General features: G+C 45.8%; 16 protein-coding genes. All 16 read right to left on the reverse strand.

The window, feature by feature from the left end; genetic code table 11:
• Positions 1-10: 10 nt before the first annotated feature.
• Complete coding sequence (locus tag MKX34_RS19260) at positions 11-607, reverse strand: dipicolinate synthase subunit B (protein ID WP_036688443.1); 597 nt, start codon at positions 605-607, stop codon at positions 11-13.
• Position 608: 1 nt separating this feature from the next.
• Positions 609-1,505 (reverse strand): dipicolinate synthase subunit DpsA, encoded by an 897-nt coding sequence (dpsA, locus tag MKX34_RS19265; RefSeq protein ID WP_036688445.1) that lies wholly within the window; start codon positions 1,503-1,505, stop codon positions 609-611.
• A gap of 568 nt (positions 1,506-2,073) precedes the next feature.
• A complete protein-coding gene (dut, locus tag MKX34_RS19270) occupies positions 2,074-2,520 on the reverse strand; it encodes a dUTP diphosphatase (protein WP_170914171.1) in 447 nt (148 codons plus the stop codon).
• Positions 2,495-3,763, reverse strand: coding sequence for a pitrilysin family protein (locus MKX34_RS19275; RefSeq protein WP_036688449.1), 1,269 nt, complete (start codon positions 3,761-3,763; stop codon positions 2,495-2,497). Before MKX34_RS19275 ends, dut begins: the two co-directional genes overlap by 26 nt.
• A 78-nt stretch (positions 3,764-3,841) precedes the next feature.
• Entirely contained in the window at positions 3,842-4,825 is a 984-nt protein-coding gene (locus MKX34_RS19280; protein ID WP_076106339.1) for a polysaccharide deacetylase family protein, read from the reverse strand.
• Positions 4,826-5,060: 235 nt separating this feature from the next.
• Entirely contained in the window at positions 5,061-7,163 is a 2,103-nt protein-coding gene (gene pnp, locus MKX34_RS19285; RefSeq protein WP_036688453.1) for a polyribonucleotide nucleotidyltransferase, read from the reverse strand.
• Between the two features lie 293 nt (positions 7,164-7,456).
• Positions 7,457-7,726 (reverse strand): 30S ribosomal protein S15, encoded by a 270-nt coding sequence (gene rpsO, locus MKX34_RS19290; protein WP_036656390.1) that lies wholly within the window; start codon positions 7,724-7,726, stop codon positions 7,457-7,459.
• A gap of 148 nt (positions 7,727-7,874) precedes the next feature.
• The gene (locus MKX34_RS19295; protein ID WP_038571921.1) at positions 7,875-8,822 is read right to left on the reverse strand and encodes a bifunctional riboflavin kinase/FAD synthetase; all 948 of its coding nucleotides are present in this window, start codon (positions 8,820-8,822) and stop codon (positions 7,875-7,877) included.
• Between the two features lie 37 nt (positions 8,823-8,859).
• Positions 8,860-9,774 (reverse strand): tRNA pseudouridine(55) synthase TruB, encoded by a 915-nt coding sequence (gene truB, locus MKX34_RS19300; protein ID WP_036688456.1) that lies wholly within the window; start codon positions 9,772-9,774, stop codon positions 8,860-8,862.
• Complete coding sequence (locus MKX34_RS19305; protein ID WP_076106341.1) at positions 9,771-10,748, reverse strand: bifunctional oligoribonuclease/PAP phosphatase NrnA; 978 nt, start codon at positions 10,746-10,748, stop codon at positions 9,771-9,773. The genes truB and MKX34_RS19305 overlap by 4 nt, the downstream gene beginning before the upstream one ends.
• Positions 10,749-10,820: 72 nt before the next feature.
• Entirely contained in the window at positions 10,821-11,168 is a 348-nt protein-coding gene (gene rbfA, locus MKX34_RS19310) for a 30S ribosome-binding factor RbfA (protein WP_036688461.1), read from the reverse strand.
• A gap of 18 nt (positions 11,169-11,186) precedes the next feature.
• Positions 11,187-13,847, reverse strand: a complete 2,661-nt coding sequence (infB, locus tag MKX34_RS19315) for a translation initiation factor IF-2 (protein ID WP_036688463.1) — start codon at positions 13,845-13,847, stop codon at positions 11,187-11,189.
• Positions 13,840-14,163: a YlxQ family RNA-binding protein gene (locus MKX34_RS19320; protein ID WP_036688466.1), complete on the reverse strand. Its 324-nt coding sequence runs from the start codon at positions 14,161-14,163 to the stop codon at positions 13,840-13,842. Before MKX34_RS19320 ends, infB begins: the two co-directional genes overlap by 8 nt.
• Positions 14,156-14,464, reverse strand: a complete 309-nt coding sequence (locus MKX34_RS19325; RefSeq protein ID WP_036688467.1) for a YlxR family protein — start codon at positions 14,462-14,464, stop codon at positions 14,156-14,158. The genes MKX34_RS19320 and MKX34_RS19325 overlap by 8 nt, the downstream gene beginning before the upstream one ends.
• 28 nt (positions 14,465-14,492) lie before the next feature.
• Positions 14,493-15,590: a transcription termination factor NusA gene (gene nusA, locus MKX34_RS19330; protein WP_036688470.1), complete on the reverse strand. Its 1,098-nt coding sequence runs from the start codon at positions 15,588-15,590 to the stop codon at positions 14,493-14,495.
• A 26-nt stretch (positions 15,591-15,616) separates the two neighbouring features.
• Positions 15,617-16,084, reverse strand: a complete 468-nt coding sequence (rimP, locus tag MKX34_RS19335; RefSeq protein ID WP_036688473.1) for a ribosome maturation factor RimP — start codon at positions 16,082-16,084, stop codon at positions 15,617-15,619.
• Positions 16,085-16,246: the final 162 nt, after the last annotated feature.

Here is a 16,246-nt window from a genome sequence, read left to right on the forward strand (position 1 = left end):
TGTTAATTTTCTATGCTGAATGAAACCGTTCGATGATCATCGGCTGTAGTTGTTTACCTTGCAAAGCGGCATAGCAAGCTTCCGGGATAAGATCCATGCGTGCCACGAGCGAGTTAGGTTTACCCTCAGGGTTATCTTGACCGAATGGTACAAAATAAATATGTTTAGCCACCAGAAGCTTAGCAATATTTGCGGCATTTAGGCCCAATCCATCATTTGTAGATATCGCTAGAACTAGTGGACGTCCGTTGCGCATCTGCGATTTAGCTGCCATTAGCACGGGACTATCCGTCATGGCATTAGCCAGTTTACTCGTTGTATTTCCTGTGCAAGGTGCTATTGTCAGCACATCCAGCAGCTTGGAAGGACCCAGCGGCTCCGCTTCAACAATTGTAGAAATGATATCATTCCCTGTTATATCTTTCAACTGTTTTAACCAATTTTGCGATGTCCCAAAGCGGGTGTCTGTTCCTAGTACAGATGCTGAAACTATAGGTACTACGTTTGCTCCCCCGTCTACGAAGCGCTGAATTTGTGGCATTACCTCAGCAAAAGTGCAATGAGATCCAGTGATCGCATACCCTACTGTTTTTCCGTGCCAATCCATTTTATTCGTCCCCCTTGATTAAAGCCTCGTCCGAAATCGACTGTACCAGCGCATTTGCCATAATAATCCCAGCGCTTTTTGGAGCTACAATGCCAGGGAGTCCTGGAGCCAGCATCGCCTTAATCCCACGTTTTTCAGCATAACGAAAGTCACAACCGCCTGGTGCAGATGCCAGATCAATAATTACGCAATGCGGCGCAAGCCGCGAGAGCACCTGAGCGGTGATGATCATACTTGGTATCGTATTAAATATAAGATCCACATCCGGTACGTGAAGCAGCAGCTCACTGGTCATAAAAGGCTTCCAGCCCATTTCCTCAGCACGTGCATAATGTTCTTGTTTTCTGACACCAACCTTTACACTAGCCCCCAGTCCCTGTAGACTTCGAGCCATTGTAAATCCAGTTCTACCTAAACCAAGCACCATTGATTTCGAGCTGTGAATCGTAAAATCCGTGTTCTGAATGGCCATTACCAGCGCTCCCTCCGCTGTCGGGATAGAGTTGTAAATAGCCACATCATCACGATTAAGCAGTTCGATTAACTTTAGTGAGTGCTTGGTACACATCCCGCGCAAGTAACTTTTAGCCATACCGGTATACACTAAACAATCGGATGGCAGCGCAGTGAAATGCTCCTCCAGAATCGTTAAACGCTCAGAAGAAAATAGAGCACTAATATTTCCTTCATCATCACAGCCTACCGTGGGCAACACTAATACATCTGCATTACTTAGCAGCTCTACCGTCAATTGTTCCAGGCTCACCCCTGGGCTAGGGGTCTCCCACTTATCGAACCCGGCAGCGCTTACCGTCGCATCCAATTCCACACATTTCCGAATCACTTCAAGCTGTCTCGCGTCCCCGCCCAGGAACACGATCCTGACGCCAGTAAGCATAGGGATGACGCTCCTTTCAACATACACTATCGACTATAAAGCATCTTATGCTGGGCATAGTTAATGGGTGAAGAGCGGAAATGAAATCCCCGGCACGCATGGCTGATGGCTGATGAGCAGATGGCTTACGGCTGATGAGTTACGGACCGAGATGCAACTATTTGTGTATTTTTTGTCTTTTAGGAGGAGTTTCGGACTGGAGAGCTCTTATTCGACATAAACAGGTTCGATATCAGGTGTTTTTATCCAATAGTGACACTGGGGTCCGAAAACAGCCAAATTAAGAAGATTTGTTGTTAATAAGAGCGCTGAGGTCCGATAGGGGCTTCGTTTTTAATTTGACGGTAGGGTTAGAGTTGTGGCAGAGCGCCAATGAAAATGCTGAGTTTATTCGATGGGGAAATCGGATGTAGTTGGAGTAGCAGATAGCACTTTATAAAATGCTATCTGCATAACAATCGAAGAAAATAATGTTTAATGATAATTAACTCTGCATAACAAAAAAAGCTCACGAATCATGCCTTGGGCATGAATTCGTAAGCTTTTTAAATGAATTATATCAACAGTCTTATTTGCCAGTATGACCAAAGCCTCCGGCTCCACGTTGTGTTTCGGACAACTCTTCCACTTCCACCAAATTAACCACTGGAACAGCTTGAAATACCATTTGGGCAATCCGCTCATTGCGAGCGATAGCAAACGGCTCCTGCCCCAGATTGATCAAGAGTACTTTGATCTCTCCGCGGTAATCAGCGTCTATAGTTCCAGGTGTATTCAAGCAGGTAATCCCGTGCTTCAAGGCCAGTCCACTACGCGGACGGATCTGCGCTTCAAGCCCCTCTGGCATAGCCAGTGAAATCCCCGTTGGAATTAAAGCACGCTCTCCTGGTGCAAGTACAATTTCACCCGCAACTGCAGCATAAAGATCATAACCGGAAGCTTGCTCCGACATTTTACAAGGAAGATTTACATCCTCGTTTCCAGTAAGTTTATTGATTTGTACGTAATAAGACAAGATCATCTCTCCTAACATTTGCAATAGCTTTATCTGATGAGCCTACCATCGCTAAAGAAAGCGGCTCCGCGAACATATGGTCCAGCACACTGTTGATATTGTCCATCGTCACTAGCTGAATTTTGGCGATCATATCGTCCAATGTATTATGTCTTCCGAGCATAAGTTCATTTTTTCCGATACGGTTCATTCGGCTGCTAGTGCTTTCGAGACTAAGAATGAGACTGCCTTTAAGCTGCTCCTTGCCTTTTCTCAGCTCATCTTCACTGAGGCCGTTGGTAGCAAGTTCGTACATCATTTCCTTGATTAACTCCATGACATCTTTTGTTTGCTTGGGCGCTGTACCAGCATAGACCGTAAACAGACCAGAATCTGCCTGGGAGCTGTGATAGGAATACACCGAATAAGCTAATCCGCGTTTTTCACGAATTTCCTGGAACATACGAGAGCTCATCCCTCCGCCTACGGCATTATTGATCAGCACCATAGCATATTGCAAGGGATCGCCAGAACGTACGCCAGGCAAGGAAAGACAGATGTGATTCTGCTCTGTTTTCTTGCGGTGAAATAAGAGTTCTCCATAGTAATCTGGTGGAGTCAGCGGCGCACTTGTACCATGATTATCAAAAGAACCAAAATGCTGTTCCAGCAGTTCGATCAATCCATCACTAATGTTGCCGGCTACACTTATAACCGTATTCTCAATCGTGTATTGTTCCTTCATATACGCCCGAAGATCATCCGGCTTCATCTCCATCAGCCGTTCCTTCAAGCCAAGGATGGAATACGCTAGCGGATGGTCCTTGTAGGCAGCAGCACACATCAAATCATGTACAAGATCATCCGGCGTGTCTTCGCACATGGAGATTTCCTCAAGGATGACATTCTTTTCTTTCTCCAGCTCTTCAGCGTCCATCCGTGAACGGAAGAACATATCCGCTAATACATCTACAGCGATGGGCAGATGCTCATCCAGTACTTTAGCATAATAACATGTATATTCCTTTGAGGTAAACGCATTTACATTGCCCCCGATGGCGTCAAACTGCTCAGCAATATCCTTGGCGCTGTACCGATCCGTACCTTTAAAAAGCATATGTTCTACAAAATGGGATATCCCGTTGTTTCCAGGGTGTTCATTCCGAGAGCCTGTCTTTACCCAGATTCCGAAAGAAACGGACCGGCCAGTCGGGATTTTCTCCATTACCACTCGTAAACCATTGGATAACACTATTTTTTCCACTTCAAGTCCTCCTGGCAAATAGCCATGTTCTATCTAATTTAATTACACGTGCCTATAATCCTACCAGAAATACAGCTCTCACTCAACATTAGAGGGGATCAGCCGCTCTGCTGAGAGCGTTTGACTAACTGTGCCTAACTGCAACCCTTTTGCTTTGATTCCACGTATCATGGCCCTCAGAGCTTTGGAGGATGAGGCTGTGGGATGCATTAAGACTAGAGTGCCTGGTTCCGCTTTGCTTGTGATTTTGGCAACTACAGATTCAGGAGAAGGATTACGCCAATCCACGGTATCCACGGTCCATAGTACGGTCTTGAGCCCTAAACTGCTGGCAATTTCTACTGTCTCCTGATCGAAATCACCAGAAGGGGGTGCGAACCATTTATTAGTGACTCCAAGCGATTCCTTTAACAGCTTTTGTGTCTTCTCAATTTCTACAGTAGCTCGCGCACGACTTAAAGTACTCATATTAGGGTGGGTATAAGCATGATTCTCCATCTCATGACCACGTTTTAGCATTTCTTTAGCCAGCTCCGGATTTTTACTCAGCCAGCTCCCATCCAGAAAAAACGTAACTTTAACGTTCTCTTCATCCAAAACATCCAACATTGGCACAATGTACTCATTTCCCCACGCCACATTAATCATCAACGATACCATCGGTTTGGCCGGATTCCCACGATATATGGGTTCAGCTCCCAGTTGATTCAGTGATATCTGTGGTTCAATCTGCCGATACATAAATTTTATAGGTTCTTTTGGCGCCAAAAGAGCATTCCGATATGTACTCTCTACATCAATCTCAAGTCCGTTATAACCCGGAATCGCCTTCCATACCCGATCAACCACGGCATTCACTGGAGGGGCATTAAGTTTGGCTGCGGCGGTCTCAATCCGTGTCCGAAGATCATTGTTCTCCGGCTTAGAAATATCCTTCCACACAGCTAGGTCATCCTGCGGCTTCAATTGCGCAAGCATGTCCTTTACCGGTCCCTGAGTGCTGCCAATTCCTATCACGATCGCAATACAAGCAACCACTAAAGCCACTTTTTCCGTCTTCATGACGACTTCCTCCCCGGCAGAAACGACTTGTAGTCCGTTCCACACGAATACAAAGACACTTTGTCCCAATCTATGAGACAAGAGAGGAATTTATGTCATAAGAACAGAGGCAAGAGGCGTGATAGTGATGCACTTTACTTTATTTCATATAAAAAAAGAGCCAGAACGCAATCGCTTCTGTCTCCTTTTATTATGCTATTAGGTACTTTAGAAAAGGTACCTCTACAATTGAAACTTAAGCTTTAGCTCCAGTTTCCGAAGTCAATACCGCTTTACGCGACAGGTTAACCCGGCCTTGTTGGTCGATTTCGGTAACTTTAACGGTAATTGTATCCCCGACAGCTACAACATCTTCAACCTTAGCTACGCGCTCAGTGGACAATTGGGAAATGTGTACCAATCCGTCTTTACCCGGAATTAGTTCAACAAATGCTCCGAATTTCTCAATACGTCTAACTGTACCCACATAGATTTCTCCGACTTGTACTTCACGCACTAGTCCTTCGATAATCGAACGTGCCTTTTGGATCATCTCTTCATCTGAAGAACCGATAAAGACACGGCCATCTTGTTCGATGTCGATTTTTACGCCGGTTTCTTCAATAATTTTATTGATAATCTTACCACCAGCACCGATAACATCACGGATTTTGTCCGGATTGATGTTGATAATAATAATTTTTGGAGCATATTTGGACAGATTAGGTCTTGGCGCAGAGATCGCTTCATTCATTTTGTCCAAGATGAAAAGACGGCCTTCTTTAGCCTGCTGAAGTGCATCCTGAAGAATGTTGCGGTCGATACCGGCAATCTTAATGTCCATTTGAATAGCTGTAACACCTTCTGCTGTACCAGCTACCTTGAAGTCCATATCTCCGAGGTGATCTTCCATACCTTGAATATCCGTCAGGATGGAGACATGCTCTCCGTCTTTGATCAGACCCATTGCTACTCCGGCTACCGGTGCTTTGATTGGCACACCAGCGTCCATCATAGCCAGAATGCTGGCACAGATACTTGCCTGGGAAGTAGAACCGTTAGATTCAATCGCTTCTGATACTAGACGAATCGTGTACGGGAATTCAGTTTCACTAGGTATAACCTTGGATAATGCACGTTCTCCAAGTGCTCCATGACCGATTTCACGGCGTCCTGGTGCTCTAAGCGGACGAGCTTCCCCTACGCTGAACGGCGGGAAGTTGTAATGGTGCATGAAACGTTTCGTTTCAGTAGGATCGATTCCGTCGAGAATTTGCACATCACCTAGTGCTCCAAGGGTACAAACGCTAAGGATTTGTGTTTGTCCACGTGTAAACAGACCGGAACCGTGTGTACGCGGTAACAGACTTGTATCACATTCAATCGGACGGATTTCATCAAGTTTACGTCCATCTGGACGAACCTTATCATGTGTGATTAGACGTCTTACTTCATCCTTCACGATATCATGTAGGACTTCTTTAACATCTTTCAGAAGCTCCGGTGCTTCTATGTACTTCTCTACGAAATACGCAACCGCTTCATCATTAACGACATCAATCGCTTCCTGACGCGCATGTTTTTCAGCTATTTTAACGGCTTCCACCAGACGAGCCTCAGCAAATGCACGGACCTCAGTATTCACGTCAGCATTCACTGTATGCAGCTTCACAGCCATTTTTTCTTTACCAGCCACTTTAACCAGTTCTTCAATGGTTGCAACGATCTTGCGGATTTCATCATGACCGAACATAATCGCTTCGAGCATCACATCTTCCGTCACTTCGTTCGCTTCTGCTTCAACCATCATGATTGCATCCTTCGTTCCAGCAACCACTACATAAACATCACTGATTGCTTGCTGAGACATATCCGGATTGATCACAAACTCTCCATTAATCCGACCTACAGCAACGCCGCCGATTGGTCCATCAAAAGGCACATCGGAAATACTAAGTGCAGCTGAAGTACCGATCATAGCAGCAATATCTGGTGCGCAGTCCTGATCCACACTCATTACCATGTTCAATACCTGAACATCGTTACGAAATCCTTCAGGGAACAGTGGTCTGATTGGACGGTCTGTCAAACGGCTTGACAGAATCGCTTTCTCACTCGGTCTACCTTCCCGTTTAATAAATCCGCCAGGAATTTTACCTACCGCATATAATCTTTCCTCATAGTTGACTGTAAGCGGGAAAAAATCCAGATCCTTAGGCTCTTTCGAAGCCGTAACGGTACATAATACCGAAGTATCCCCGTAACGCACCATAACAGCTGCATTTGCTTGTTTAGCCAGGCGGCCCGTTTCCAGCACAAGGCGTCTTCCACCCAGCTGCATTTCTACACGTTTTTCCATAAATACCTCCTTGAATAGTAGTAGACCCGCAGTCTAAAATAGCAGGTTCACATATCGATCTAAATGAATTGGAAAGGCTTGTCCCAAAGGGAGGCTACCTATTCTGTATGCATATAAGAAGAAACGGCTGGGCCTTACTGAAAAGTAAAGCCGCCGTTTTTGCGAATAATCTCATCGATCCTAATATTAAGTTTTCCCTAAATTTTCAAAAAGCAACCCAGCTGTCCCGCTGTCGCTCCGAGAAGGACATACGGTATACAACCAGGCTGCTTTAAGAGTAATCTTATGGAAAATTAACGACGCAATCCCAGTCTTTCGATCAGGGCGCTGTAACGTCTGATGTCTTTGTTTTTCAAATACGCCAGAAGTTTACGACGTTGTCCAACCATTTTCAACAATCCGCGACGGGAGTGATGATCTTTCTTGTGCGTACGCAAGTGGTCAGTCAAATTAACGATGTTCTCCGTTAGGATAGCAACTTGCACCTCAGGGGATCCAGTATCGGATTCGTGAGTTTTGTGCTCGTCGATCAATTGATGTTTACGTTCTTGAGTTAATGCCATCCTGTTCACCTCCTTCAATATAATCGCCACTAGCCTCGTCACCGTCGGTGAGAACGTGCAACCAAGCTAAGGTTATGATGCTGTAAGCCAGCAACGTTACTTAGTATAGCATCTCCATTAACAAAAGTAAACGGCTTGTCCGGGATGACTATAAATTATACTCCAGAATCTTCTTCGCGGTTTCTGCATCCTCGCCAATCTGAGTAATCAATGCCCCAATGGAGTCAAACTTCCGTTCTGGACGAATGTAAGATACCAATTCTACCTTAAGCTCTTGATCATACAGGTCACCCTCGAAGTCAAACAGATGTACCTCAAAGCTCGGAGTCAACACACCCTCATGAAAGGTTGGTTTAACGCCCACATTCATAACCCCGTACAGAACTTTATCCTTATAAAAGACTCGAACCGCATATACACCTTTGGTCGGAATGACAAAATGATCACTGAGCTTCAAATTGGCAGTTGGAAAACCAATTGTGCGGCCTCTCTTCTCACCATGCCCCACTTCACCACGCAGATGATAGCAACGTCCGAACCAGGAGTTTGCCAGTCCCAGATCTCCATTTTGGAGACTTTTGCGAATGCCGGAGCTGCTAACCTTTTCGCCTTCAAGCAGAAAAGGAGGAGCAACTTCCACATTCATAACACCTTCACCCAGCTTACGAAGCATCTCAACATCGCCTTCACCTTGGTAGCCAAAGCGAAAGTCAAAGCCAACAACTGCAGTTACAATATGTAGCGGCAAAAGCATAACAGAGACAAAATTCTGTGGACTAACCCGGGAAAGCTGCTCATTAAATTCAATAACATACAGGATATCTACACCCATGCTGGCAAGAATCTCTTGCTTTTCAAAGGGTGGCGTCAAGTACCCTTCATAATCCCCCTTACCCATAACATCTTTGGGATGAGGATGAAATGTAAGGACTGCAGCCGGCACACCTTGTTTACGGGCTAAGGCCACAGCGGATGTAATGACACTGGCATGTCCACGATGCAGGCCGTCAAACTGCCCTAGAGCAGCCACTTGAGGTTGTGCCCATTCGGCAGCAGTCTCCGGCGACATCGGATAGGTTAACGTTACGGTTCTCACGCTGTTTCTCACCTACAATTCACTTGGTAAAATTGATTTAAGCTTGTGCAAACACTTTTACTGGGGCAATAGCACCTGTCTCTTCCAGCTCATAAATGCCAAGAAACAATCCCTGAAGATCGTATAGCCGAATTTGACCTGCTGTCTTCACTTCTGGAGCAATGAACCGCGAAGACAAACGTTGACCCTGCAGTGCTGCCTTCTTCTTCTCATCCATAACGGTATGCTTAGGCAAATGCGAAATTGCCTCATCAGCAGCGATTAAATGATCTTCTAATGTTCCGGCTTCCTTGTGCGCGGCAATATCCTCAAGGGATAAACAATGGCTGGCAGAAATTCCTGCCGACATTGTTCTCTCCAGCTTCACCATTACACCCGGCAGTCCAAGCGCACGACCGATATCAACACAAAGTGTTCGAATATACGTGCCTTTGGAGCATAATACCCGGAAAGTGATGTCGGGATGATTACCTTCCCAAGTCATATCCGTCATTTCGATTTCATAAATCTCTACTTCACGACTTTTTCGTTCAACGGTCTTGCCTTCTCTAGCCAATTCATAAAGACGTTTGCCATCCACTTTCACCGCAGAGTACATGGGAGGAACCTGAGAAATTACACCTTTGAAAGAGGCAAGCACTGCAAGAATCTCTTCCTCAGTTACATGAACCTCATCTACAGTTTCCGTAATGGTTCCAGTTAAGTCTTCAGTATCACTGGACATCCCCAGTCTCAGTGTTGCCACATATTCTTTGGGCAGCTCCTGAATATACTCCACAACGCGAGTCGCACGTCCCAGACAAAGCGGCAATACACCAGTCACTTGGGGATCTAGTGTCCCCGTATGACCAATCCGTTTCATGCCGAGAATACGACGTGCCTTGGCTACAACATCATGTGAAGTGAAGCCTGCCGGTTTATAAACCGCCAGAACACCTTCTAGTTCACTCATAAATGACGTCTTACCTCCTCAAGCACCTGAGCTATTGCCTCTTCAAGCGTAGCTTCTATACGCGCACCTGCAGCACGGGTATGACCGCCGCCTCCAAACGTTTGCGCCAATGCAGCCACGTCTACTTTACCTGCAGAACGTAGACTAACCTTGACCGCATGTTCGTGAATAACTTTAAAAAGAATGCCTACTTCCACGCCCCGAATATTACGAGGGTAGTTTACGATTCCTTCCAAATCTTCATTAGCAGCAGCACATTCGATCATATGCTCGGGTGTAACATATAGCCAGGCAATATCTCCTTCAGGAGATAATTCCAGCGTATTTAAGGCTTTATTTAATATTTTAACCTGTGGCAGCGTCATTTCTTCAAGCAATGTCTCAGCGAGTTCAGGACCGTTAACTCCAAGGGATAATAGCTCAGATACAGCTGCCATTACTTTTGGTGATGTGTTGGTATAACGAAAACCACCGGTATCTGTTAACAGACCCGTATATATAGCTGTGGCGATATCAATATCCCATTCGATCTCGAATGTCTTCAGCAGGTCGAACAATATTTCCGCTGTCGCAGCTGCATCCGGTTTGATTAAATTAACGAATCCATAACCGTTATTTGTTGGATGGTGATCAATGTTCAGGATAAGAGCCTCATTCGCAAAATAGCGGTTTGTCAGCCCTACTCGCTGAAAATCCGCACAATCCACACAGATGACGTTGCTGTATTGACGGGGCGGTTCACTAGAGGCCATATTGATGATTTCATCCGAATGCCATAGGTATTCCATTCGCTTCGGGATCGGTCCTTCATTCAGCATAGTGTATTTTTTGCCCAGACATGAGAGAAGCCAGCCCACCGCAAGGGTGGAGCTGACTGCATCTCCGTCCGGCTGAACATGCGACACTACAAGGTAATCGTCGTGTTCCAGCAGAAACTCACGGGTCTGCTGGAGACTTTGTTCATAGCTCTGCATTCGCCGTCTCCTTTTTAAAGGTTGTTCAAAATAGCATAACGCTATTTTGAACCCCACTTTAATCACTTATTTCTAATCGTTCTTATGAAGCTCTCCGAGAAGCTTCTCAATATGACTGCCATAAGCGACAGATTCGTCGATCTTGAAGATCAGCTCCGGTGTATGCCGAAGGCGAATGGCCTTGCCAAGCTCTGAGCGAAGAAAACCATTGGCTTTCTCAATCGCTTTAAGCGAGTCTGCCTTCTGCTCTTCATCCCCGAACACGCTTAAGTATACCTTGGCTTGCGATAGATCGTTAGTCACATCTACGCCAGTTACAGTTACAAAACCGATTCGAGGGTCTTTCAGACCGCTTTGGATAAGTTGACTAAGCTCTTTCTTGATCTGCTCGCCCACTCGTCCTGCTCTAATTTTAGACATCTATATTCACCTCTTCGCTTAGCGCTCTACAGTTTCCATAAGAAACGCTTCGATAATGTCGCCCTCTTGGACGTCATTATAGCGTTCCAAAGTTATGCCACATTCATAACCTTGCGCCACTTCTTTGGCATCATCTTTGAAACGTTTCAAAGTATCAACCTTACCAGTGAACACTACGATTCCGCTACGGATCAAGCGCATTTCAGCATTACGGGTAATTTTACCAGAAGTAACCATACATCCTGCAATGGTACCCACTTTGCTGATTTTGAACACGCTGCGAACTTCGGCGTGACCGATAACATTCTCTTTATAAATAGGATCGAGCATACCTTTCATGGCACTTTCGATTTCTTCAATTACGTTGTAGATAATGTTGTGCAGACGAACATCTACTTTTTCTTGCTCAGCAGCTGCTTTGGTCTGTGCGTCTGGACGAACGTTAAAGCCGATAACGATAGCATTAGATGCTGCTGCAAGCGTAATATCGGATTCAGTAATCGCACCAGCACCGCTGTGAATGATCTTCACGCGTACGCCTTCCACTTCGATCTTAGCCAAGGATCCTTTAAGCGCCTCAACTGAACCTTGTACGTCAGCTTTGATAATCACGTTAAGGTCTTTGATCTCGCCATCTTTAATGTGCTGGAACAGATCATCCAAAGTTACACGGGTGTTCGTATTCAGCTCAGATTGACGTTGGGAAGTGGAACGTCTATCAGCAATCGCACGGGCTTTACGCTCGTCTTCGAATGCCATAAACGGATCGCCAGCTTGTGGCACCTCAGTCAAACCAGTAATTTCTACTGGAGTAGATGGTCCAGCTTCTTTAATCTTACGACCTTTATCATTGACCATCGCACGTACACGTCCGAAGCAGTTACCTGCTACAAAGGCATCGCCGACTTTCAACGTACCGTTCTGAACGAGTATACGAGCAACTGGTCCACGGGATTTATCAAGCTCAGCTTCTATAACAGTACCGCGTGCCCGTTTGTCAGGGTTCGCTTTGTACTCATTAACTTCAGCTACGAGCAGGATCATTTCCAGCAGTTCTTCCAAGTTAATACGTTGTTTCGCAGAGAGGTTAACGAAGATGGTATCTCCACCCCACTCTTCAGGAACAAGTTCATAACTTGTAAGCTCTTGCTTCACCTTATCAGGATCTGCGCCCGGCTTGTCGATTTTATTAACAGCGACAATAATCGGAAGTCCAGCAGCCTTAGCGTGTGCAATAGCTTCAACGGTCTGAGGCATAACACCGTCATCAGCAGCAACTACGATAATTGTCATATCCGTAACCTGTGCACCACGAGCACGCATAGCAGTAAATGCTTCGTGACCAGGCGTATCAAGGAACGTGATTTTCTTTTGATTGATTTCTACTTGATAAGCACCGATGTGCTGAGTGATTCCGCCGGCTTCGCCTAGAGTCACATTTGTCGAACGAATAGCATCAAGCAGTGTAGTTTTACCATGGTCAACGTGACCCATAATAGTAACTACTGGAGGACGAGTCTGAAGATCCTCTTCATTGTCATTCTCTTCCACTGTTTCGAAGCTGTCCTCATCAACAGGAATCTTCACTTCTACTTCTACGCCAAATTCAGCAGCGAGTAGCAAAATGGTGTCGATATCAAGTTCTTGGTTGATGGTAGCCATAACACCCATTGAAATCAGCTTTTTGATTACTTCAGAAGCATCCTTGTGAAGCAATTTCGCTGTTTCACCAACGGTCATGCTGCCACGAACGATGATTTTCTTAGGTGTGTTATCGATCTTCTCGCGGTGTACCATTGGTTGGTTCTTGCCACGACCATTCTTACCACCACGACCGCGGTAGTTACCACCTTTACCATCATCAAAACGTCTTTGATTATTATTTGGTCTGCCACCAGTTGTGTTCTTTTTAGGACCTCTGTCATCACCGCGTGTGAAACCTCCGCCTGTGCCAGATTGACCTTGTGGACGGCTGTCAGTGCGTGGTGCACTGTTTTGTCCTTGCGGACGGCTGCCACTTGTGTTGCTTCCTTGTGGACGGCTTCCACCAGTGTTGCTGCCTTGTGGGCGGCTACCACCAGTATTGCTGCCTTGCGGACGGCTGCCACTTGTGTTGCTTCCTTGTGGACGGTTGCCGCCAGTATTACTGCCTTGCGGACGGCTGCCACCGGTATTGCTACCTTGTGGGCGATTGCCGCCGGTAGTGCTGCTTTGCGGGCGGCTGCTACTAGTACTGCTAGTACTGTTAGTACGTGGAGCACCGCTTTGTTGCGGACGTGCATTCTGCGTTGAACCTGTTTGTGTTCTGCGGGAATCTTGTCCGCTTTGGGGCCTTGGGGACGTCGTCGATTGGTTGTTGTTTTGGTTACTGTTCATACCTACCTGCTTTTCCTGTTGATTTTTGTTGGCATTCTGAGCACTTTGAGGTTCGGCTGTTACCGCACCGGTTGTTACCGGCCGGCTGCTGGTGCCGGTATCCCGCTTGGCTGCAGCGTTTGATTTGATATCCTTAAAGAACTGTTCAACTTTGTTCACGGATCCATTCTCCATGACACTCATATGATTATTCACGGGGACATTCAAACGCTTCAGAATAGTAATAATTTCTTTACTGCTCATGTTTAGTGACTTTGCGTATTCGTACACGCGCAATTTATCTTTGTTCTCTTCTTTAGTCAATAAATCCACCTCCGACAGTATCTCCGAGTTGCTTGGAGATCATTTCCGCGAATCCTTTATCCGTAATGGCCAGTACTACACGCTGGTCTTTACCAATACTTGCACCGAGTTCATCCCGGTGAAATGCGATTACTAGTGGAATATCGTAAGTTCCGCATTTATCACGGAACTTTTTTTGGGTATTATCTGAAGCGTCACCTGCCAGAACGACCAGCTTCGCCTCTGAAGACCGTACAGCTTTGAGTACAGCCTCGTCACCGGTGACTATCTTGCCTGCTCTCATGGCAAGCCCTAAATAAGAAAGCGCCTTACTCATTATCCTCACTATCCTTTGCTGCTAGGAACTGCTCTTCCACGGATGTAAACTCCCGGGCTAGCTGGGCGTAGATTTCAGGACTCACTTGACATTTCAATGCACGGTCAAGTGCTTTGTTCTTTTGTGCCAGCTGAAAGCATTCAAGCTTGCCGCATATGTAAGCACCACGGCCTGACTTCTTACCCGTCAGATCAATCAGCACTTCACCTTCAGGCGTTCTTACCACACGAATCAGCTCTTTTTTAGGCATCATCTCTTGGGTAGCAACGCATTTACGCAGCGGCACCTTTTTTTGTTTCATACCAAACGCCTCCCGTCAAGCAGGTTAATTAATCTATGGAGACGGAATCCTGATGCATTTCATCAATAGAAGATTTCGGTCTGCCGTATTCCTGCTCCGCTTGAGTTTCACTCTTGATATCAATTTTCCAGCCGGTAAGTTTAGCGGCAAGACGTGCATTTTGCCCTTTAATACCGATAGCCAGTGATAATTGATAGTCAGGAACGATAACTCTCGCCATCTTCTCCGCTTCAAAGACTTGAACTTCAAGAACCTTGGAAGGGCTTAGTGCATTCGCAACATATTCCTGCACCAGATCAGAATAACGGACGATATCGATCTTCTCACCGCGAAGCTCAGTAACGATGGTCTGAACGCGTGTGCCTCTTGGACCTACGCAAGAACCAACGGGATCTACTTCTGGATTGCGGGAATACACAGCAATCTTCGAGCGGAAGCCAGCTTCACGAGCTACAGAACGAATCTCAACTACACCGTCAAATATTTCAGGAACTTCAAGCTCGAACAGACGCTTCAGTAATCCAGGATGACTGCGGGAGAGCATAATCTGCGGACCTTTTGTTGTATTCTCAACTTTTGTGATATAAGCCTTGATGCGTTCGCTTTGTTTGAACTTTTCACCTGGCATCAATTCGCTAAGCGGAAGAACCGCTTCGATTTTACCAAGATCAATGTAAATGTTCCGCATATCTTGACGTTGAACTAGTCCAGTAACGATATCATCTTCTTTGTCGATAAAAGCATTATAGATAAGTCCACGCTCTGCTTCGCGAATCCGTTGAGTTACAACCTGCTTAGCAGTCTGTGCGGCAATACGTCCAAAATCACGCGGTGTCACTTCAAGCTCAGCGATATCTTCCAGCTGGAAATGCGGGTTAATTTCTCTGGCTGCCGGCAATGAGATTTCAGTCCTTGTATCCAGGACCTCCTCAACAATTAACTTGCGGGCAAACACTTTAATGACACCTGTATTGCGATTCATGTCAACACGCACGTTCTGTGCTGCATTGAAATTACGTTTATAACTAGAGATCAGCGCCGCTTCAATCGCTTCAAACAGCACATCTTTACTGATGCCTCTCTCCCTCTCCAGCTCATTCATTGCTTCAATAAACTCCATACTCATGAATTTCCGGCCCCCCTTTCAAGACGTTAAAAAATAATGGCCAATCTCGCACTTGCGACCTTGGCGTACGGTACTGCATGTTCTTTTTTGCCCGCGGAGATGAGCAGTTCCTCGTTCTCGAACGAGAGCAAACGACCTTCAAATTCTTTGAGTCCTTGAATCGGCTCATAAACAGTCACATACACGTCCTTACCTACCGCTTTAGCTACATCCGCAGCTTTTTTGAGAGGACGCTCTGCTCCCGGCGAGGAAACCTCAAGGAAATATGCCTCAGGAATAGGATCATTCTCATCTAACTTCTGACTGAAATATTCGCTAATGATCCCGCAGTCATCAATATCAATGCCGCCTTCTTTATCTACGAATATACGCAGAAACCAATTGGAGCCTTCCTTCACGTATTCAACGTCCACCAGTTCGAAACCATTGTCGTCGAGATAGGGCCCGAGCATCTGCTCTACCGTTTGTTTAATTTTAGATTTGGGTGTGCTCAAAAGAAAATTACCTCCACGAACTTGTCTTTTGCTATATACCAAAGATAAAGAGTGGGTTTCCCCACTCTTTACACAACGGACTTATCTCATTATTACCAAAGAAATTATACCATAGGGAAACTGGACTGACAAGTGCTAGCCCTTGACTCCCCCTTTGGAGCA

The sequence above is a fragment of the Paenibacillus sp. FSL R5-0636 genome, from assembly GCF_037974255.1.
Taxonomy (GTDB): domain Bacteria; phylum Bacillota; class Bacilli; order Paenibacillales; family Paenibacillaceae; genus Paenibacillus_AQ; species Paenibacillus_AQ odorifer.